23 protein-coding genes are annotated in these 20,209 nt (G+C 43.9%); 18 read left to right on the top strand and 5 right to left on the bottom strand.

All coding sequences use genetic code 11. The annotated features are described in order from the left end of the window. The first annotated feature begins 43 nt into the window (after positions 1-43). Together CAG58_RS07050 and CAG58_RS07045 are read left to right on the top strand one after the other, a co-directional pair. Positions 44-991: a M23 family metallopeptidase gene (locus tag CAG58_RS07050; protein ID WP_161425530.1), complete on the top strand. Its 948-nt coding sequence runs from the start codon at positions 44-46 to the stop codon at positions 989-991. Further along, entirely contained in the window at positions 895-1,350 is a 456-nt protein-coding gene (locus tag CAG58_RS07045; protein ID WP_072670865.1) for a bactofilin family protein, read from the top strand. The genes CAG58_RS07050 and CAG58_RS07045 overlap by 97 nt, the downstream gene beginning before the upstream one ends. Here the strand turns inward: CAG58_RS07045 and CAG58_RS07040 are convergent, their stop codons facing one another. Both CAG58_RS07040 and CAG58_RS07035 read right to left on the bottom strand, forming a co-directional pair. Next, a complete protein-coding gene (locus CAG58_RS07040) occupies positions 1,351-3,024 on the bottom strand; it encodes an RluA family pseudouridine synthase (RefSeq protein ID WP_161425534.1) in 1,674 nt (557 codons plus the stop codon). Between the two features lie 94 nt (positions 3,025-3,118). Then, positions 3,119-3,703: a LysE family translocator gene (locus CAG58_RS07035; protein WP_154170845.1), complete on the bottom strand. Its 585-nt coding sequence runs from the start codon at positions 3,701-3,703 to the stop codon at positions 3,119-3,121. Positions 3,704-3,809: 106 nt separating this feature from the next. On the opposite strand from CAG58_RS07035, the gene CAG58_RS07030 reads away from it, so the two are divergent. Continuing rightward, positions 3,810-4,253 (top strand): Lrp/AsnC family transcriptional regulator, encoded by a 444-nt coding sequence (locus tag CAG58_RS07030; RefSeq protein ID WP_040905225.1) that lies wholly within the window; start codon positions 3,810-3,812, stop codon positions 4,251-4,253. Positions 4,254-4,343: 90 nt separating this feature from the next. Here CAG58_RS07030 and CAG58_RS07025 read toward each other — a convergent pair whose 3' ends face one another. Then, positions 4,344-4,607: a DUF3012 domain-containing protein gene (locus tag CAG58_RS07025; protein WP_161425531.1), complete on the bottom strand. Its 264-nt coding sequence runs from the start codon at positions 4,605-4,607 to the stop codon at positions 4,344-4,346. Positions 4,608-4,948: 341 nt separating this feature from the next. Between CAG58_RS07025 and rbsD the strand changes: the two genes are divergently transcribed. The 6 genes from rbsD (at position 4,949) to CAG58_RS06995 (ending at position 10,842) form a co-directional block, all read left to right on the top strand. Continuing rightward, entirely contained in the window at positions 4,949-5,368 is a 420-nt protein-coding gene (gene rbsD, locus CAG58_RS07020) for a D-ribose pyranase (protein ID WP_161425532.1), read from the top strand. 35 nt (positions 5,369-5,403) lie between these two features. Beyond that, positions 5,404-6,912 carry a ribose ABC transporter ATP-binding protein RbsA gene (gene rbsA / locus CAG58_RS07015; protein WP_158137158.1) on the top strand — a complete coding sequence of 503 codons (1,509 nt, stop codon included), beginning with the start codon at positions 5,404-5,406 and terminating at the stop codon, positions 6,910-6,912. Beyond that, entirely contained in the window at positions 6,909-7,892 is a 984-nt protein-coding gene (gene rbsC, locus CAG58_RS07010) for a ribose ABC transporter permease (protein ID WP_004396879.1), read from the top strand. Before rbsA ends, rbsC begins: the two co-directional genes overlap by 4 nt. Before the next feature lie 65 nt (positions 7,893-7,957). After that, positions 7,958-8,836 carry a ribose ABC transporter substrate-binding protein RbsB gene (rbsB, locus tag CAG58_RS07005; RefSeq protein WP_158145230.1) on the top strand — a complete coding sequence of 293 codons (879 nt, stop codon included), beginning with the start codon at positions 7,958-7,960 and terminating at the stop codon, positions 8,834-8,836. Positions 8,837-8,903: 67 nt separating this feature from the next. Further along, positions 8,904-9,824 carry a ribokinase gene (rbsK, locus tag CAG58_RS07000; RefSeq protein ID WP_161426177.1) on the top strand — a complete coding sequence of 307 codons (921 nt, stop codon included), beginning with the start codon at positions 8,904-8,906 and terminating at the stop codon, positions 9,822-9,824. 13 nt (positions 9,825-9,837) lie between these two features. Further along, positions 9,838-10,842: a substrate-binding domain-containing protein gene (locus tag CAG58_RS06995; protein ID WP_161426176.1), complete on the top strand. Its 1,005-nt coding sequence runs from the start codon at positions 9,838-9,840 to the stop codon at positions 10,840-10,842. A 22-nt stretch (positions 10,843-10,864) separates the two neighbouring features. Here CAG58_RS06995 and CAG58_RS06990 read toward each other — a convergent pair whose 3' ends face one another. Further along, positions 10,865-11,833 (bottom strand): KpsF/GutQ family sugar-phosphate isomerase, encoded by a 969-nt coding sequence (locus CAG58_RS06990; protein WP_161426175.1) that lies wholly within the window; start codon positions 11,831-11,833, stop codon positions 10,865-10,867. Positions 11,834-12,089: 256 nt separating this feature from the next. On the opposite strand from CAG58_RS06990, the gene srlA (CAG58_RS06985) reads away from it, so the two are divergent. The 9 genes from srlA (CAG58_RS06985) to CAG58_RS06945 all read left to right on the top strand — a co-directional run bounded on the left by srlA (CAG58_RS06985) (position 12,090) and on the right by CAG58_RS06945 (position 18,208). Further along, positions 12,090-12,638: a PTS glucitol/sorbitol transporter subunit IIC gene (srlA, locus tag CAG58_RS06985; protein ID WP_072670876.1), complete on the top strand. Its 549-nt coding sequence runs from the start codon at positions 12,090-12,092 to the stop codon at positions 12,636-12,638. Between the two features lie 12 nt (positions 12,639-12,650). Then, on the top strand, positions 12,651-13,637 hold the full coding sequence (srlE, locus tag CAG58_RS06980) for a PTS glucitol/sorbitol transporter subunit IIB (RefSeq protein WP_158137155.1): 987 nt from the start codon (positions 12,651-12,653) through the stop codon (positions 13,635-13,637). Between the two features lie 12 nt (positions 13,638-13,649). Beyond that, positions 13,650-14,015 (top strand): PTS glucitol/sorbitol transporter subunit IIA, encoded by a 366-nt coding sequence (locus CAG58_RS06975; RefSeq protein ID WP_158137154.1) that lies wholly within the window; start codon positions 13,650-13,652, stop codon positions 14,013-14,015. 63 nt (positions 14,016-14,078) lie between these two features. Further along, positions 14,079-14,858, top strand: a complete 780-nt coding sequence (gene srlD, locus CAG58_RS06970) for a sorbitol-6-phosphate dehydrogenase (RefSeq protein WP_161426174.1) — start codon at positions 14,079-14,081, stop codon at positions 14,856-14,858. Between the two features lie 88 nt (positions 14,859-14,946). Beyond that, entirely contained in the window at positions 14,947-15,300 is a 354-nt protein-coding gene (locus CAG58_RS06965; RefSeq protein ID WP_161426173.1) for a transcriptional regulator GutM, read from the top strand. Positions 15,301-15,381: 81 nt separating this feature from the next. After that, positions 15,382-16,176, top strand: a complete 795-nt coding sequence (srlR, locus tag CAG58_RS06960) for a glucitol operon DNA-binding transcriptional repressor SrlR (RefSeq protein WP_161429679.1) — start codon at positions 15,382-15,384, stop codon at positions 16,174-16,176. A 130-nt stretch (positions 16,177-16,306) separates the two neighbouring features. Beyond that, the gene (gene srlA, locus CAG58_RS06955) at positions 16,307-16,873 is read left to right on the top strand and encodes a PTS glucitol/sorbitol transporter subunit IIC (RefSeq protein WP_161426145.1); all 567 of its coding nucleotides are present in this window, start codon (positions 16,307-16,309) and stop codon (positions 16,871-16,873) included. After that, positions 16,870-17,841, top strand: a complete 972-nt coding sequence (srlE, locus tag CAG58_RS06950; protein WP_161426144.1) for a PTS glucitol/sorbitol transporter subunit IIB — start codon at positions 16,870-16,872, stop codon at positions 17,839-17,841. The genes srlA (CAG58_RS06955) and srlE (CAG58_RS06950) overlap by 4 nt, the downstream gene beginning before the upstream one ends. 7 nt (positions 17,842-17,848) lie before the next feature. Continuing rightward, positions 17,849-18,208 (top strand): PTS glucitol/sorbitol transporter subunit IIA, encoded by a 360-nt coding sequence (locus tag CAG58_RS06945; RefSeq protein ID WP_158137148.1) that lies wholly within the window; start codon positions 17,849-17,851, stop codon positions 18,206-18,208. A 229-nt stretch (positions 18,209-18,437) separates the two neighbouring features. Here CAG58_RS06945 and glpT read toward each other — a convergent pair whose 3' ends face one another. Further along, positions 18,438-19,808 carry a glycerol-3-phosphate transporter gene (gene glpT, locus CAG58_RS06940; protein ID WP_154170853.1) on the bottom strand — a complete coding sequence of 457 codons (1,371 nt, stop codon included), beginning with the start codon at positions 19,806-19,808 and terminating at the stop codon, positions 18,438-18,440. Positions 19,809-20,209 lie beyond the last annotated feature (401 nt).

Below are 20,209 nucleotides of genomic sequence, written 5' to 3'. Positions count from 1 at the left end.
CCTGCTAGAATCCAAGAATTCCACCTTAGTATTAATAGAATCAATGAAAGAAAAGGTTACCGTTTCTGTTTCATCTATCCACGGCACGCGACACTTCCATTTAGGCAAGTGGTATCGGCATGTTTTAAAAACAGTGGGTTATACTGCTTTAGCTGCGTTGCTCACCATTGGCGGAGTGATTTATTACTTGTCCAGTGAAGTGGATTTTGCCAAATTAAAGCAGCAAGAATTAGAGAATCAATCTTCTTCATTACTGGGCGAGCTATCTTCACTGCAAGAACTAAAAAATAATCTAGAACATGATTTACAAGAGCGTGAAGAAAAAATGCAGTTGGTTGCCGATCGATTAGGCGATCTCGAAAAAGTCTTAGGGGTAGAAGACAGTGGCGCGGAATTAGAATCTCGTTTAGACACGGCTGCGATAACCTCTTCGGTCAGAATGGTGATGTTAACCCAAATCCCCAGTGGTGCTCCTGTTCATGAAGCTCGAATTTCGTCAGGATACGGTAAGCGAACTCATCCTGTGACGGGCAACGTTTTATTCCACCGTGGGCAAGATTTCGCGGTCAATATTGGTACTCCTGTCTACTCGCCAGCGGATGGGGTAGTGGAAGTCACTCGGGCGAGTAATCAAGGTTCGGGAAACTTTTTACGCTTACAACATGCTTATGGTTTTTCAAGCTCTTATTCGCACTTACAAAAGTTTGCGGTGAAAAGTGGCGATTTTGTACAAAAGGGCGATCTGATTGCTTATTCGGGTAATACCGGTCTCTCTTCTGGGCCTCATCTACATTATGAAGTGCGTTTTGTTGGTCGACCATTAGATCCCAAACCTTTTGTCGATTGGGGAATTAATGATTTTGAAAGTTTATTTAGTCAAGTAAGAGGTATTCGATGGGAATCTTTAGTAAACAAAGTCGAACTCAGAGTCAGCGCGCAGCTACAACTCTCATCGCAAAAGGCTGTTCAATTAGCGGACAACTCCGGTTAGAAGACAATATTCAAATCGATGGTCTTGTCGATGGACAACTGCATGTTATTAAGACCATTGTGGTTAGTGAAAGTGGCGCGGTAAATGGTGATATTTTTGCGCAACATGTGATCATTAACGGTGCATTTGAAGGCACTTGTCACGCCGACAAAATCGAGATTTTAAGTAAAGGGGTGGTTAATGGCACTCTGTATACTGACGATTTGAGTATTGAACAAGGTGGACGTTTTAATGGCATGACTCACCCTGCTGCAGGTGAAAACGTCACTCAATTAGTCGATGCAGTTGACGCCAAGGAAACCAAAAACACGAAAATCCACAAAGAGATAAAACCCGCGACCAAAGGCTCAAGTCTGTAATCAAAAGTCTGCTGGCACTTCAAAGGTCATTTTTTGATGATGATAGGGATGATAAAAGCTTAACTTCTGAGCATGTAGACACAGTCTTTCAGCGGCTTGCCCATACAGATCATCACCAACGATAGGAAAACCCAATCCATCAGGATGAGCGCAGTGGACGCGCAACTGATGGGTTCGTCCCGTATGAGGGTATAAATTTACTCGGGTTTGGCCTTGTTCAATCGCTACCTTTTCCCACCGTGTCTGCGCCGATTTTCCCGTCTCAAAGCAGACCTTTTGTCTAGGTCTATCGTCTAGGTCCGAGGCCAGAGGCAGCGCGATGTCACCGCTATCGTGCTCAAGTTCACCGGATAATAGAGCCACATACTGCTTGTCAATTTGCCGAGTGATGAATTGCTTTTGCAGCGATTTATTCGCGCGACGCGTTAGGGCAAAGACTAATAGCCCGGATGTCGACATATCTAAGCGATGCAAGACAAACGGACCTTCACAGTTAGGAAATTGCTCTGCTAAGCGGGTGAAAGCGGAATCTTTGATGTTCACTCCCGGCACAGATAAAAACTCAGCAGGTTTGTTGATAACGACTATCGCCTCATCTTGGTAGACGATCTCAATTTTTTTTCCCTCGGCAGGATTCACTAATAAGGGATTATCCTCTAACGGCATACCTTTGAGCATGTGTGCCAAAATCGGTTGGCACTTACTTTGGCATGCAGGATAAAACTTACCGTGCTGGCGGATCTCCGATTTCGGTGAGCTACCCCACCAAAATTCCGCTAAGGCAATCGGGGTTAATTGGTGCTGAAAAGCATAATGCAGTAATTTCGGTGCCGCGCATTCCCCAGCTCCTGCTGGAGGAACGGGGTTGGCACACTCGGCAAAAATAGCATTAAGGTTTATTTTCTCTCCGTACTGATTGAGAAAAAAATAATGAGAAAAGAGCTGATGTTGTAAGCGCGCTGAACGTTGCTTACGCTCTTGTTTAAGCGTTGTGATGCTCTGATTGAGCTGGTTAAGTTCTTCATCTAAAACGGCGATTTTTTGCTGCCATTCAAGCTTCAGCTGTTTTAATTGCCATTTTTCTTGCACGCTTTGCTGGGCAAGCTGGCTGAACAGTTCTTGTTGTTCCGCTGTTGTTACTTGGTTCGATACCATCGCTCGTTGCTGTTTCCGCTGTGCTCGGCTATCGATCATTGCTTTTTGTTGCGCGCTAATCGCTTGATTCGCTTGCTCTTGGCAGGCCTGTAAAGCCTCGATGAGAGCATTGCGCTGCTCCGAGTTCATTAGCTGCTTAATTTGCTGATTTATTTCGGCGATATGGTTGGCTTCTGCGCTAAAAAATTCCGTCTGCGTAAAACGATCAAACACTGGCGGTACAAAACCGGGGAGATGATCTTGCTCGGCGAGCTGACCAGAAAACGCAGCGAGATATCCCAATTGCTGTTGAGCATTTTTCACCACTAAAACGCCAAACATTTTTCCGTGACCGTCGCTGTGTTGCTCAATGCCAAAAGGGTGGACCCAATCATTTTGTGTTGTTAGATGAGTTTGTAGCTGTTTAGCGGCAATCAGCGCTAAAGGATGTGGCTGATAACAAAACGGATAAGTGAAGCGTTCAGGTAACGGTATAGCAGTGATGTCGGTTGCGAATGGAGTAAAGCAATGGGCAGGCATAGTGAAGACAACGGTGGTTAAAAACAAGGGAGAGTTTACTGCGCTCGGCGTAAAAAGTCAGTATTTCTCCCTAAGCTTGAGCAAAACAACCTATTTACAGCATCGGCAATACAGACAGCAGCAATAATCCGCCCATGGCACCATTAAACCAACGGACATAGCGCGGATGATTCATCCACTGGCTTAGCTGCTTACCGGCCACCGTCCAGACGCTTACCGATGGTATATTGACCATCGCAAATACCAAGGCGATGACCATTAATTGTATCCAACTTGCCTGTTGGTTAAACACACTTACAGCGGTGAGCGCCATTGACCAGCCTTTCGGATTCACCCACTGAAAGAGTGCCGCAGCAGTAAAGGTCATCGGTTGATAACGCTGCGTTGTTTGTGAGGGGTTACTCAAGGCTATTTTTACGGCTAAATAGATTAAGTAGGCGGTGCAGATGATTTGCAGTCCGTATTGTAGCATTGGATAACGATGAAACAGTTCGGTGAGTCCAACACCAACCAGCAGCACCATGATACTGAATCCTAAAATAATGCCCAGCATGTGAGGAATGGTCCGTACAAATCCGACGTTGGCTCCTGAGGTCATGAGCATGATGTTATTTGGACCGGGTGAAAAAGTAGAAACAAACGCGAATGCGATGAGTGGTCCCCATTGTGTGTAATCCATGAGCGGCTCTTGTTAAGTAAATGATGAGAAAATAATAATGGTATTGTTGGGCAATATTGTGTTTATATTTGTTTTTAATGACTTCAATTAGCAATAAAAATGACTTATGGATAGATTTGACGAAAGAATATTGCAAGCGCTTCAGGCGGATGGGCGAATCTCTAATGTCGAGCTTGCCGAGCGGGTAGGGTTATCACCCTCAGCGACACTAAGGCGAGTGCAAGAGCTTGAGCGCAAGAAAGTCATTAAAGGCTATCGAGTGATCGTCGATAAAAGCCAGCTTGATATTGGGTTTGTGGCGTATGTTGCGATTGGCTTGAATAGTCATACCAAAAAGGCACAACTCAGTTTTGAAGAGCACGTACGCTTTGCTAAAGAGGTGGTGGAGTGTCATAACATTACTGGAATGAATGAGTACTTACTTCGTGTTGAGACTAAAGATCTCAGTGCTTATAAGCGCTTTCATGCGGATGTGTTAGGTGAATGCCTAACGGTAAAATCCATTAGCACTATGGTCGTCATGGATTCTCCAAAAGATGCCCGCCAGTAGTGAGCATCTTTTCATCCTATTTTTAGGGTCTGTTGACCTTTCGAACAAAATTTAATCGCGAAAGGTCAACAGATCCCAGTGTCCGAGAAACTAAAAAATACAGTGTTTTGCGTATGAGGCGGCTTGATTGGCTGTCCAATCGCCTTTTGGTTTCTCTTGCATATCCTCACACCACTCTTGACTGCCCACTTCGGTTTGTAATACGCAGTGTTTAGCAAAATCCACCGCTCCTTGGGCGCTCCATTCACCTTTAGGTTTTTCACGCATCTCTTGGCACCAAGAGCTAGTACCTACTTCGTTTTCACAAGCAGTGAGAGCCAAGGTACTGAGCACTAATAACGCTAATTTTTTCATTGTTGATCTACCGATAAAGAAAACGTAAGTCATGATACCTAAGTCGCCCTAGAACAAGCCATGCTTTCTGGTCATTTTTCTGTTTTTCCTACGGCAATTGCAGATATGACTCAGCCGATCATTGATTGGCTAATAAAAATCTCAGTGATCATTCTCACTGTTTATCCATCATCAAATATCGATAAAACGATCCAACTCACAGTCTGATTTTAATCTAGATGCAAAGCAAAAAAGTGGCGTTATTATGCTATCGAAACGTTTCGATGAGTGTTTTGTCAATAATAAACTGTCGAGATGGGTCCTAGCTTCACCTCAACGTGCACTGAAATAAAGGTCAAATAATGAAAAAAAGTCCCCTTCTAAACGCAGAGCTCTCTTATCTAGTGGCAACGTTAGGTCATACCGATGAAATTACGATTGGCGATGCTGGTTTACCGATTGACGAGTCTGTACAGCGAATCGATTTAGCTTTAACGCAGGGTATCCCGAGTTTTTTGGATACGGTGCGAGTCATCCTTAGCGAAATGCAAGTGCAAGTGGTGCTACTGGCTAACGAGTTTGCTCAAGTCAGTCCTGATTTACATAGCGCACTACTCACGGAGTTACACCGCGAGCAACAGGAAACAGGTCAACCTATTGCGATTGAGTATCTTAGTCATGATGAGTTTAAAACTCGTACGGTTGCCAGCCGCGCGGTGGTAAGAACCGGTGAGTGTACACCTTATGCCAATGTGATTTTTCAATCGGGCGTGGTGTTTTAGCGTTCGATGTTATGATTTAACGATGAGGAGGAGTGATGACTCAACCGATTTTAGCTCTCAGTCAGATTGATAAAGCTTTTCCTGGTGTGAAGGCGCTTGATCAAGCTTGTTTAAACGTCTATCCCGGTCGAGTCATGGCCTTGATGGGAGAAAATGGCGCTGGTAAATCGACCTTAATGAAAGTATTGACGGGGATCTACAGCAAAGATGCTGGCACCATAGAGTATCAAGGTCAACCAGCCAGTTTCAAAGGCCCTAGGGATTCTCAGCAAGCGGGGATCAGTATTATTCATCAGGAGTTAAACCTGATCCCGCAACTGACGATTGCAGAAAACATCTTTCTTGGCCGAGAAAAAACCAGTGCTTTCGGTCGTATCTTGTGGCAAGAGATGTACGCGGAAGCCGATCAACTGTTAGCCCGTCTTAATGTTAAACACAGTGCTAAAACCTTGCTCGGTGAGCTGAGTCTTGGTGAACAGCAGATGGTGGAAATCGCCAAGGCGCTCTCCTTTGAGTCTAAAGTGATCATCATGGATGAGCCAACCGACGCATTAACGGATACCGAAACCGCCTCATTGTTTAAAGTGATTAATGAATTGCGCGACCAAGGTTGTGGCATCGTTTATATCTCTCATCGTTTAAAAGAAATTTTTGAAATTTGCGATGATATTACCGTGTTGCGAGATGGAAAATTCATTGGTCAATGCCAAGTCAGTGAGACCGATGAAGATGGTCTGATTGAAATGATGGTTGGGCGTAAATTAGAAGAGCAGTATCCACGTATTGACGTAGAGCCAGAAAATAAAGTTTGTCTCGAAGTGATAGGTTTGACCGGATCGGGGATTCATGATGTCAGCTTTACCCTGCGTCGAGGAGAGATTTTAGGTATCTCTGGCTTGATGGGAGCGGGGCGTAGCGAATTAATGAAGGTGATTTATGGCGCGCTGCCTTCTGAGCGGGGTGTGATTAATCTTAATGGCCGTACCATTAACCCCGTTAGCCCGCAAGATGGTTTAGCCAATGGTATTGCCTACATCTCAGAAGATCGCAAAGGCGATGGTCTGGTACTCGGTTTATCAGTCAAAGAAAATATGTCGCTGTGCGCCCTCGATAAACTGACCAAGGGCATACAAATTCAGCATGGCGCAGAAGCGACGGCGGTAGAAGATTTCATTCAACTGTTCAATATAAAAACCCCTTCTCGCAACCAGATCATTGGTCATCTTTCAGGTGGGAATCAGCAAAAAGTGGCGATCGCCAAAGGCTTAATGACCAGACCGAAGGTGTTGATTTTGGATGAACCGACACGTGGCGTTGATGTCGGTGCAAAAAAAGAAATCTATCAATTAATCAATAAGTTTAAAGCGCAAGGGATGAGTATCATTTTAGTTTCATCGGAAATGCCAGAGGTACTTGGTATGAGCGATCGAATTTTAGTGATGCATGAAGGGCGGATCAGTGGCGAATTTGATGCCAAGCAAGCCAATCAAGAAAATCTTTTAGCGTGTGCCGTTGGCAAAACCTTGAACGAGGAAGCAGCATGAATAGTAAAACCCTAAGTAATCAGACGCCAGACGGTGGTAAAAAGTGGTTTAGTAAAGCATGGTTGATTGAACAAAAGTCACTGATTGCTCTGCTATTTTTAGTCGTTGTGGTGTCATTTTTAAATCCCAACTTTTTTACCGTCGACAACATACTGAATATTTTACGTCAGACATCAGTGAACGCGATCATTGCGGTTGGTATGACTTTAGTTATTTTAACCGCGGGCATTGATCTCAGTGTTGGCTCTGTGCTGGCCCTATGTGGTGCGTTTGCTGCCAGCCTGATTGCCCTTGAAGTTCCGGTTATGGTGGCGGTGCCAACGGCTTTACTTGCTGGCGCGGCGCTAGGAGGGATCAGTGGCATCATCATCGCCAAAGGTAAGGTACAAGCTTTTATTGCCACGTTAGTCACCATGACACTCCTGCGCGGCGTCACCATGGTTTATACCGATGGGCGTCCTATTTCAACCGGCTTTACCGATACCGCTGATGCGTTTGCTTGGTTTGGTACCGGTTACGCACTGGGCATTCCTGTACCCGTTTGGATGATGGTGGTGGTGTTTGCGGCGGCGTGGTACTTGCTCAATCACACACGTTTTGGTCGTTATATCTATGCCATGGGTGGTAATGAGTCGGCGGCGCGTTTATCCGGTATCAATGTTGATCGTGTCAAAATCGGTGTGTACGCCATTTGTGGTCTGTTATCGGCCTTGGCGGGCATCATTGTTACTTCTCGGCTCTCTTCTGCACAACCTACGGCAGGCATGGGCTATGAGCTGGATGCGATTGCAGCGGTTGTATTAGGCGGCACCAGCTTAATGGGCGGCAAAGGTCGGATCATGGGTACCTTAATTGGTGCACTGATCATCGGCTTTTTAAATAACGCATTGAACTTACTCGATGTGACCTCTTACTACCAGATGATAGCGAAAGCGGCGGTTATATTGCTGGCTGTGCTGGTGGACAATAAAAATAAGTAAAACGTGAACCTACCAGATGTAAGCGTGCTTTTGTCTGGTTCCCCCTACAAAAAAGGATGATTAACATGAAAAAACTTGCGACGTTAATTTCTGCTGCGTTGTTATCGGCTTCGGTATCGGTCTCAGCTTCTGCTAAAGACACGATTGCCATTGTCGTTTCAACCCTGAACAATCCATTCTTTGTCACCATGAAAGATGGTGCGGAAGCGAAAGCCAAAGACTTAGGCTATAACCTGATCGTTTTGGACTCGCAAAACGATCCGAGTAAAGAGCTGTCGAACGTAGAAGATCTCACGGTTCGAGGTGTAAAAGCGATTTTAATTAACCCAACCGACTCCGATGCTGTATCAAACGCTATCCGCCGAGCCAATCGCGCGAATATCCCCGTGGTAACCTTGGATCGTGGCGCGAGCCGTGGTGAGGTAGTCAGTCATATCGCTTCGGATAACGTAATGGGCGGAGAGATGGCTGGTCAATTTATCGTTGAAAAAGTTGGCGAAAAAGCCAAAGTCATTCAGCTCGAAGGGATCGCCGGCACCTCGGCGGCTCGTGAACGCGGACAAGGTTTTATGAATGCGGTTAAAGAGCGTGATATGGTTTTGCTTGCCAGCCAACCTGCTGACTTTGATCGCACCAAAGGATTAAACGTCATGGAAAACCTATTGGCATCAAACCCAAGCGTGCAAGCTGTTTTTGCGCAAAATGATGAAATGGCATTGGGCGCGCTGCGCGCGGTGCAAGCGTCTGGTAAAAACATTTTGATTGTTGGTTTTGATGGTACTGAGGATGGCATTGCCGCAGTAAAACGTGGTCAGTTAGGGGCAACGGTTGCTCAGCAACCCGACATGATTGGCGCTTTAGGGGTTGAAACTGCAGATAAGATCCTCAAAGGTCAGACGGTCGAGGCTTATCTTCCTGTGCCGCTGAAAATTATCAGTCAATAACTTATGTATCGTACACCTCGCTCTGAGTATAGAGCGAGGTTTTCTATCTTATAGAAGGATAATTCTTATGAACCAATTGGTGGTATTAGGTAGTGTCAATGCTGACCATGTTCTACAAGTCCCTACTTTCCCTCGTCCTGGAGAAACGCTTCATGGCCGAAATTATCAAGTCATTCCTGGCGGTAAAGGAGCAAACCAAGCGGTTGCCGCCGCGCGCTTAAAGGCGGATATCGGTTTTATTGCCTGCGTTGGTGATGATGCCTTTGGTATCGAAAGTTGTGAACGTTTTAAGCGGGATGGAATGGATATTCGTGGTGTGAAAGTACAAGCGGATTGCCCAACAGGCATTGCGATGATCCAAGTTTCCGACCGTGGAGAAAACAGCATTTGTCTTTCAGCTGAGGCTAATGACCGATTAACCGCAGAAGCCATCGAAGATGACCTACCAAGTATTCGTGCCGCCAGCTACTTGTTAATGCAACTTGAAACGCCGATTGACGGCATCATTAAAGCGGCGCAAGTCGCTAAACAAGCGAAAACAAAGGTGGTACTCAACCCAGCGCCAGCCCGTGAGTTGCCTTCTAGCTTGCTTAGTTGTGTTGATGTGATCACCCCCAATGAAACGGAAGCGCAAGTGCTCACCGGCATTACCGTCACTGATGATGCTACAGCCCAGCAAGCGGCCACAGTATTACATCAGCAAGGCATTGAAATTGTTATTATTACCCTTGGTGCAAAAGGAGTTTGGTTAAGTGAAAATGGGCGTGGACAACTTATCCCCGGTTTTCGCGTCTCGGTCACCGACACCACCGCCGCGGGTGATACTTTTAATGGTGCGTTTGTGACTGGCTTGTTAGAGAATATGTCTTTAGAATCAGCGATTAAGTTTGCTCATGCCGCAGCAGCGATTTCAGTCACCCGTTTTGGCGCACAAACGTCGATTCCGACTCGCCAAGAAGTGGATGAATTTTTAGCTCAGCATCAATAAGGGATAAGATGATATGGCAACCATGAAAGATATTGCGCGCGTTGCAGGGGTTTCGACTTCCACGGTTAGCCATGTGATCAATAAGACTCGCTATGTCAGTGATGATATTGCTGAGCGAGTCAACAAAGCCGCGAAAGATCTCAATTACGCGCCTTCGGCTTTGGCGCGTAGTTTAAAAATGAATCGTACCCGTACCATTGGCATGCTAGTGACTACCTCGACCAATCCATTTTTCGGAGAAGTCGTTAAAGGGGTTGAGCGCAGCTGCTATCAACAAGGTTATAGCCTGATCTTATGTAATACCGAAGGGGATAATCAACGTATGAAAGCGTCGATCAATACCCTATTACAAAAACGAGTCGATGGCTTAATTTTAATGTGCTCGACCTTAGAAGGCGAACGGATTGAAGTCTTTGAGCGCTATCCTGATATTCCAGTGGTGGTTATGGATTGGGGGCCAATGTTATTTGCCAGTGATAAAATCCAAGATAACTCGCTACGTGGTGGCTACATGGCGACCCAGTACTTAATTGAATGTGGTCATCAATCCATCGGCTGTATTACTGGACCACTGAGTCGTCATCAAGCGCAAATGCGCTATGAAGGTTATAAACGAGCCATGTTAGAAGCGGGCTTAACCATTAATCCTGATTGGATTATTGAGTCTGATTTTGAATGTGAAGGAGGCGCGCAGGCACTGTATCGATTGCAAAAAAAAGGGCCATTACCCAACGCAATTTTTGTTAGTAATGACATGATGGCCATGGGGGTGATTCATGCCGCCAGTGACCTTCATATCGCTATTCCAGATCAGCTTTCGATCATCGGTTATGATGATATTCATATCGCAAATTTTATGACGCCTTCCCTGACGACTATTCATCAGCCCAAATACCGTTTAGGTCAGGCAGCGATCGATACCCTATTAAATAAGCTTAAAAATCAGAGCCGCGAGCCTCAAGTGGTTCAACTAGAACCAACGCTGGTTGTCCGTCAGAGTGTGAAAGTGTTTAAGTAATACGGTAGATAGAAAAAAGCCATTAGAATATTCCCGCACGTTGGATCGTTTGTTGATTGATGACTCCTTGATAGTAGCCCTGTTCATTAATAACCGGTAAAGCCGTTATTTCATTTTGGCGCATAATAGAAAGAGCCTGATGGCATAGTGTTGAATGTATAATCACCGTTGGCCTGTTTGTCATTAATTGTTTGATATCTATGGTTAGTGAGACATTGCCATGCAGTGCTCGGCGTAAATCACCATCAGTGAATACGCCTTGGATCCTTTCTTCTTCTACCACTGCAATTAATCCTAATCCAGTCCTACACATGATCTCAATGACTTCGGTTAAGCAAGTTTGTGGTGAACAATAGGCAGTAGTATGCGTATCGGTCATCAGTTGATGGACCTGTGTTAACAGTCGTGTGCCCAGAGCACCTGCAGGATGAGAAAAAGCAAACTCTTCGGCGGTGAAATTATTTTCAGACATGACGGTTAAAGCAAGCGCATCCCCGATTAATAGGGTATTGGTAGTACTAGAGGTTGGAGCGAGGCCAAGCGGACAGGCTTCTTTTTCGACATGAATATCTAAAAGATAGTGACTATGCTTGGCTAGGTAACTATCGCGTTGTCCTGTGATGGCAATGATAGGAATACGTTTGTTAAGTAGTAAAGGTACAATCGTTTTAAATTCATTGGATTCGCCAGAGTAAGAAATCAAAATAGCTAAGTCGTGTTCAGTCACCATACCGAGATCGCCATGTAAAGCTTCTGCTGGGTGAATAAAAAATGCTGCCGATCCCGTAGAAGCGAAAGTCGCCGCAATTTTTTTTCCAATATGGCCTGATTTACCGATACCAAAAAGAACAATTTTTCCTTTGCATTGCTGTATCGCGATGCAACTGTTGGCAAATTCCTTATCCAGCCTACTTTGAAGCCGGGATCCTTGTTCTAATTCCTGTTGAATGACCTGTTTACCACATTGAATCATACGTTCGGTTATTGTCATTTTCTCTTGTCCATTTTCATTTCTCATTTCCAATGGCTTTCAAGTGAAAGTCATTGTCTCAGTATTTCTTCGTATCCAACTTATTATTTCAATCCCACCAACAAAATGAAAGTTTAAATCTTGCTTATTTTTACTGTGAAAGTTTATTTTTGTGATCGCTTTCAATTTGATGAAAGTTTTATCTTTTAGTTTGAAAGTTATGGTGGGAGTATGTCTACGTGGTAAGACACAGTCACAATTAGATGAGGATCTAAAGATGGAATGGATAATTCATGGTGCGGAATGGTTTATTGGACTGTTCCAAAAAGGGGGCGATGTTTTCGTTAGCATGGTAACAGGAATACTGCCATTGCTAATTGCGTTGCTTGTGGCAATGAACGCCTTAATTCAGTTTGTGGGACAAGAGCGTGTTGAACGTTTGGCACAGCGTAGTGCAGGAAACCCGATATCTCGTTACTTAGTGCTACCCGTTATCGGTACCTTTATTTTTTGTAATCCGATGACATTAAGTCTTGGACGATTTTTACCTGAGCGTTACAAGCCTTCTTATTATGCGGCGGCATCGTACAGTTGCCACTCTATGAATGGCCTCTTCCCACATATTAACCCAGGTGAATTGTTTGTTTATTTGGGTATAGCTAGTGGATTAACGACATTGGGGTTACCGCTTGGTCCTTTGGCTGTCAGCTATTTACTGGTTGGGATGGTCACGAATTTTTTCCGCGGATGGGTCACTGATTTCACCACCATGATGGTTGAACGGCAACAAGGTGTTCAACTTGAAAGTGAAGTTCATTTCAAATAGAGGAAGAAGATAATGAATTACATTCAAATTGAAAAAGGTAATGGTGGTTGGGGTGGTCCTTTACGTTTACCGGTTGAGCCTAATAAGAAAATTATTTACATCACGGGCGGTACACGTCCAGCCATCGTCGATAAGCTAGCGGAGCTAACAGGATGGGAAGCAGTCGATGGTTTCAAAACCACCATTAGTGATGATGAAATTGCTGTAGCGATCATCGATTGTGGTGGAACCTTACGCTGTGGCTTATACCCTAAAAAACGCATTCCCACCATCAACATTCACTCCACAGGGCAAAGCGGTCCTTTGGCTCAATACATCACTGAAGATATTTATGTCTCTGGTGTTAGAGAAAAAAATATCAACTTGTATCAAGGAGAGGATGCACAGTCTGCCACAATCTCGCATGGTCTTGATGAGCAAGATGCAAGCCAGAGTAAATTTGATACGAGTAAAAAACTGACTCAACAAAGTGATGGGCTACTGGCCAAAATTGGTATCGGTATGGGGTCTGTCATGGCGGTCTTTTTCCAAGCTGGTCGAGAAACGATTGATACCGTTTTAAAAACTATTTTACCTTTTATGGCCTTTGTTTCGATGCTTATTGGGGTAATTATGGCGTCAGGGCTTGGCGACTTCATTGCTCATTTTCTGACACCGTTGGCTCAGAATCCGCTCGGATTAATCACCTTAGCGCTGATTTGCTCCTTTCCTCTATTATCTCCCTTTTTGGGCCCGGGTGCGGTGATTGCACAAGTCATCGGTGTATTAGTGGGTACCCAAATTGGGTTAGGTCATATTCCGCCGCAATTAGCGTTACCGGCGTTATTCGCAATCAATGCACAAGCAGCCTGTGATTTTATTCCTGTCGGATTAGGTTTGGCTGAGGCAAAACCGAAAACGGTTGAAATTGGTGTGCCTTCTGTCTTGTATTCTCGTTTTCTGACCGGGGCTCCAACCGTCATGCTCGCTTGGTTTGTCTCAATGTTTATTTATCAATAAGGAGGCGAATGTATGTCTGCTCTTTATCAAGTACAAGTCGAACGAATTGGTGCTTTTGCCTATGAAGCTTTGGAAGATGACATGATGATTATCTTCAGCCAAATCGCTCCACAAGATGCTGCCGATTACTGCTTTATCCATAGTCACGATAGGTTGAAAGCACCGATTGAAGCTGGTTACACCTTAATGATTGGTCAACAACGCTATCCTATTACTTCGGTTGGTGAGGTAGTGAATCAAAATTTAGCTGAATTAGGCCATATAACGATTCGTTTCGATGCATTGGATCAAGCTGAGTATCCCGGTTGTCTTCATGTGAATGGGCAGAGGCCTACACAAATCCTTTGTGGAGAACAGATTGCCTTTTTTAGGCCATAACGTTTTGTTAATTATATGTTTTATATTCTAAGTAAGATGTCAAATAAAAAGTTGGAGTGAATCATGGATAAAGTAGCATTAGTGGTTGGTGGTGGCCAAACTTTAGGTGAGTTTCTGTCTCGAGGGCTAGCAGCGGAAGGTTATACCGTCGCTGTCGCTGATCTGAATGAGTCGAATGCGCGATCGGTAGCAGAGCAGATTTGTCAGCAATATGGCGATAATAAAGCGATAGGAATTGCGGTAGATGCGACTCATGAAGCGAGTGTTTGTCATATGGTTCAGCAAGTTGATGAGATGTTTGGGCGCGTTGATCTTCTGGTTTACAACGCAGGAACCGCAACCGCGGCCAAAATTGATCAATTTCCACTCGATGCATGGCAGCTTTCGATTAACGTGAACCTGACGGGTTATTTCTTATGTGCACGAGAAGTTTCTAAGATCATGATTAGAGAAGGGAGAGGAGGCCGCATAATTCAAATTAATTCTAAGTCTGGTAAAGTGGGTTCAAAACATAACAGTGGCTATTCTGCGGCCAAATTTGGTGGGGTTGGGCTAACGCAATCATTGGCACTGGATCTAGCAGAGCATCAGATTACGGTTCACTCTTTGATGCTGGGTAACTTATTAAAAAGCCCGATGTTTCAGTCTTTGATTCCGCAGTATGCTAAGAAACTGGGAGTGGCAGAGTCTGAAGTGGAACAAATTTATATTGATAAGGTTCCGTTAAAAGCCGGTTGTGATTATCAAGATGTTCTTAATGTTTTAAGCTTTTATGCTAGCGATCGTGCAGCATACTGTACTGGCCAGTCGATCAACATTACTGGCGGACAAGTGATGTTTTAATCCTCCCCCAGGATTTTAGTATCAGCATGCTTCTGAGGTATTTGGGCGAGCTTTGCTTGCCCTTTTTTTAAATGATGAGGGTAACCAAATGGATGAAACAACATGGTTAATCGTATTGGCTTTGTGTGCTTGGAGTGGGCAGATAGTACTGGGTTTTTTGCAAATCAGAGCATTCAATAGGATGCTGCAATCTCTAGCAAAACAAGGACAAGTCAAGATTGGTAAAACTCGCAGTCGCTGGAAACCTAGAACCATTGTGGTTTTAGTCGAAGATGAATATAAGCGTATCATCGATGCTAAAGTCATGCGGGGAGTCACGATTTTTGCAAGACCAAAATCGCTGCCTGATTTGATTGGCTTAACATCGCCGATTAAAGATGAGCAAGTCAAGCACTTAGATAAACGATTGCAAGAAGCGATAAGCGTCGCATTTTCAAAGTAATCGATAACGCTCTGGGATTGTTTCTTTCAATGTGAAAGTTTAATGTTAAACTAGTCTCAATGTAATCGTTAAGTGAATGATATGAATCTAGATAATAGAAGAGAGCAGTTACTGAATTTTTTGCGTCGCCATGGTAAAACATCCGTTAATGAGCTGGCAAAAATTTTCAAAACGTCAGGAGCAACTATTCGAAGTGATTTACGATCATTAGAAGAAGAAGCCTTAGTTATTCGTCGCTATGGTGCTGCCGAAGCTTGTCAAACGCCACTTGTTCATCATGAAGACCGCTCAATGGATGAGAAGCAAAGCGTTAATTTGGAAATGAAGTGCCAAATAGCTCAAATGGCTGCTAGCCTTGTTCATGAGGGTGAATCGATAATTTTAGATTGTGGTAGTACAACATTACAGATGGTGCCGCACTTTGATCGATTAGCCTCACTGACTCTGATGACGAACAGTATGCACATTGTAAATGCGATGGCTGATTTAGAGACAGAACATACCGTTCTCATGCCTGGTGGTACCTATCGACGTAAGTCCGCTTCTTTTCATGGTCAAGTTGCAGAGCAAGCATTTCAGCATTTTTCATTTGATAAGCTTTTTATTGGTGCTGATGGCTTTGACTTAAAACAGGGGACAACAACGTACAATGAGGCTTATCAAGTCAGTCAAGCCATGTGCGATGCTGCAAATCAAATTATTGTCGTAACAGATTCAAGTAAATTTGGTCGTCGTAGCCCTAATGTCGTGGTTCCTTTAGAAAAAATAGATATTCTCATTACCGATCATCGTATTTCAACCGAATGTGTGGAGTCACTTGAGCATAAAGGGATCCGCGTGATTTGTGTTGGAGAGTCGTCATTTATAAAAAGTTAACATCATTTTTGTTTTACTACTTTTGAAATGAAAATTCTCGTGATTAGTTTCACAGTTCCCCTTCTTCTCTCTTTTTAAAATTGTCAATTAGATGAACACTCTCTGCTGAGTTGTTGGGCGAGAGTAATGTATGGACTGGATACTGTTTGGGGCAGATTGGTTTATTGGTTTGTTTGAAAAAGGTGGGCAGATTTTCATGACAATGGTCACGGATGTCCTCCCACTGCTTGTTTGTTTATTAGTTGCAATGAACACACTTATGCGTCTCTTTGGTCAACATAGAATAGAGAGCATTGCGCAAAGAAGTGCATCTAATCCACTTTCTCGTTACTTACTGCTGCCAACCATTGGGACTTTTGTATTCTGTAATCCAATGGTGCTGAGTTTAGGCCGCTTTTTACCTGAAAAATACAAGCCCTCGTTTTACGCCTCGGCATCGTATTCATGTCATTCAATGAATGGCATGTTTCCTCATGTTAATCCCGGAGAACTTTTTATTTTTCTCGGCATTGCTGCTGGGATAACTCAACAAGGTCTTTCTTTAGGGCCGCTTGCGATTACTTATTTATTGGTCGGTTTAGTCAGTAATTTTGTGCGTGGATGGGTAACTGACTTTACTACGATGTGGGTTGCCAAACAGCAAGGGGTAGTCCTTAGCGATCAAGTGAAAATCATTAAAAATGGTAAGCCTTCATGAAGATGCTGCAGGTCAATGCTGGATCCGGTGGTTGGGGCGGTCCGTTATTTATTCCTATTCAGCCTCAGAAAAAAATCCTTTATATAACCGCTGGTACGAAACCCTCTTTTATCGACGAAATAGTCAACTTAACCGGGATGGAGAGCATTGATGGTTTTAAACAGCATATTGACGATGATCAGATCGCTTGTGTAGTGATTGATTGTGGAGGAACACTGCGTTGTGGTTTATACCCTAAAAAAGGCATTCCTACACTCAATATTCATGCGACCGGAAAAAGTGGTCCTTTGGCGGAGTATATAACTGAGGGCAATTATGTCTCTTCAGTTTCTTCTGACTGTTTTCAGCTGATTGAAGAGCAACAAGAAGAGCAAGTTGTGTTAAATACAACTCTTGAGCAAACAAATTTTGATATTAATCGTAAACTGTCTCAGCAGAGTCATGGATTATTAGCCAATATTGGTATGGGAATGGGATCCGTCATGGCCACGCTTAATCAAGCTGGCCGTGAGACTATTGAAACCGTCATAAAAACAATTCTTCCATTCATGGCCTTTGTCTCTATGTTGATCGGAGTTATTTTGGCTTCTGGTCTGGGAGATCTTGTGGCACAAGGATTAGCGCCATTGGCGGATAATCCGCTGGGACTCATTACCTTGGCATTAATTTGCTCTTTTCCTTTATTATCGCCATTTTTAGGACCAGGGGCAGTTGTTGCTCAAGTGATAGGGGTATTAATAGGAACACAAATTGGCATGGGCACTATTCCACCTCATCTGGCTTTACCTGCATTATTTGCGGTCAATGCTCAAGCGGGTTGTGATTTTATTCCAGTCGGGTTAGGGCTTGCTGAGGCAGAAGCTGAAACCGTACAAGTGGGCGTTCCGTCTGTACTGTATTCTCGTTTTTTGACCGGAGCGCCGAGCGTGTTACTGGCTTGGTTCGTTTCGTTTTCTATCTATCAGTGAGTCAGTAATGTACCAGTATATCGCGAGTATTGAACATATTGGTGAACAAGCTTTAGATGCCCTGAAAGATCATATGATGATTCTATTTGGCCTAAATGCACCGCAAGAGGTAAAGGATTATTGTTTTGTTATTCGTAACTATAGTCAGCTTAATAGCAGTATTAACTTAGACAGTACTTTATTAATAGGAGAGCATGCCTATATCGTCACTGCAGTCGGTGATGTAGCCAACCACAATTTAGCGACTCTGGGCCATGTAACGTTGAAGTTTGATGGGAGTGCTCAACCCGAGTTACCGGGCACTATTCATCTACTTGGACCGACACTGGGTAAAATACAATGTGGTGATATCATCATCTTTGGTTGATCGGATGATCGAGCTATATTCAGATTGCTTAATGGACCGATGCTATTTACGCAAGAGTCTGACTTTTTGGGTGGACAATAACTAAGCAAACTTACCAGATAAGTTTTTTAAACGAAAATCTTTAGTTGTTTAAATCTTACATTCCAACGAATGAATTTTATCAAATCGTAAAACATAAACCCGAAGTATTTTCGGGCTTATGTGGTTAAACAGAAGGTTCAGTAAGCGTTTATTGTGCGGCTTCTGCAGCTTCTCTGGCATCTTTTTCTTTGTGGAAGGCTCTTTCTCCGACAAAGGCATAGAGCAAACAAACAATAGACAAAATGCACGATGCAACAAGGATAAAGAATCCGCCATCCCAACCAAAATGGTCAACCGTATAACCTAAGATGGCGTTAGCGGCGACGGCACCACCGAGATAACCAAACAGCCCTGTCAAACCTGCTGCAGTTCCTGCGGCTTTTTTCGGCGCTAATTCAAGCGCATACAGACCAATCAGCATTACTGGGCCATAAATTAAGAAACCGATAGCGATTAATGCGAGCATATCAACGGTTGGATTACCGGCTGGGTTAAACCAGTAGACCAATACGGCTAGGGTTACTAAAACCATAAACAGAATACCTGCCGGGGCGCGGCGACCTTTAAAGACTTTATCTGAGATCCAGCCGCAGAGTAGGGTTCCGGGAATGCCCGCCCACTCATAGAGGAAATAAGCCCATGAAGATTTATTCACCGTAAAGGCTTTAGCTTCTTGCAAGTAAACTGGAGCCCAGTCTAATACACCATAACGAATGAGGTAGACGAACGCGTTAGCAATCGCAATCGCCCATAACAGTTTGTTATTAAAAACGTACTTAAAGAAAATCTCTTTCGCTGTCATCTCTTTTTCATGAGATTTATCGTAATTTTCTGGGTAGTCATTTTTATACTCTTCAATCGGTGGTAAGCCGCAAGATTGTGGAGTATCGCGCATGGTTAACCAAGTAAATAGCGCGACCAGCAAGGCAAAGAAAGCCGGAACGTAAAAAGCCGCTTTCCAGTCACCACTGAAGGCCCATAAGCCTAGGATAAAAATAGGACCAATCAGCCCGCCACCCACGTTATGGGCGACGTTCCACACCGAAACAATTTCTCCGCGCTCTTTACGTGACCACCAATGCACCATAGTTCGACCACAGGCAGGCCAGCCCATCCCTTGGAACCAACCATTTAAGAACAGTAAAATGAACATCGCGGTAATACTGCCCGTAGCCCAAGGCATAAAACCAAAACAGAACATCACTAAGGCGGATAAAACCAAGCCTGCCGTTAAAAAGTAACGAGGGTTGGAGCGGTCAGACACGTTGCCCATTAAGAACTTGGACAGTCCATAAGCGATAGAAACCGCAGCCAGTGCGACCCCCAGATCACCACGACTAAAACCTTGTTCAATCAAATAAGGCATCGCTAAGCTAAAGTTTTTACGGACTAAGTAGTAACCGGCATAGCCGACAAAAATACCGATAAAAAGCTGCCAACGCAGACGCGAATAGGCGCTATCAACTCGTTCAGAAGATAGCCGCTCAATGTGAGCATGTGGTTTAAAGATCCCAAACATAATGGCCTCGTAATGTAATTAGGTTGCTGGGGGAATAGAACATTCAAAATGGAGCGAACGAATAATGTTTTATTTTCGTTCGAAACTTTTCGAGAATTGTAGGTATGTTGCAAATTATTTCTGTGATGAATGAAGTGTTACAATTAATTTACTCATAAAAACAAATAATTAATTGGTTTTTATGAGTAATAAATAATCGAAATGATGGTCTTTTGATCTTTAGTTTTTGCTAATAAAGCTTTGTTTTTATTAGATTGGTTTAATGTGACGCCATGCCTGCTCGTTCGAGAGTTCTTTCTTTGCAACGAATCAATGACCAATTTAGTTTGATGATCTGGCGGGAGAATAAAATTTGATGTCCCTCGTAGGAAAATGAGCGTTCAAAGTATGAGCAGTATAGA

Source organism: Vibrio sp. V31_P5A7T61, from assembly GCF_009904895.1.
GTDB lineage: Bacteria > Pseudomonadota > Gammaproteobacteria > Enterobacterales > Vibrionaceae > Vibrio > Vibrio metschnikovii.
This window is presented reverse-complemented; position numbering and strand designations above follow the sequence as displayed.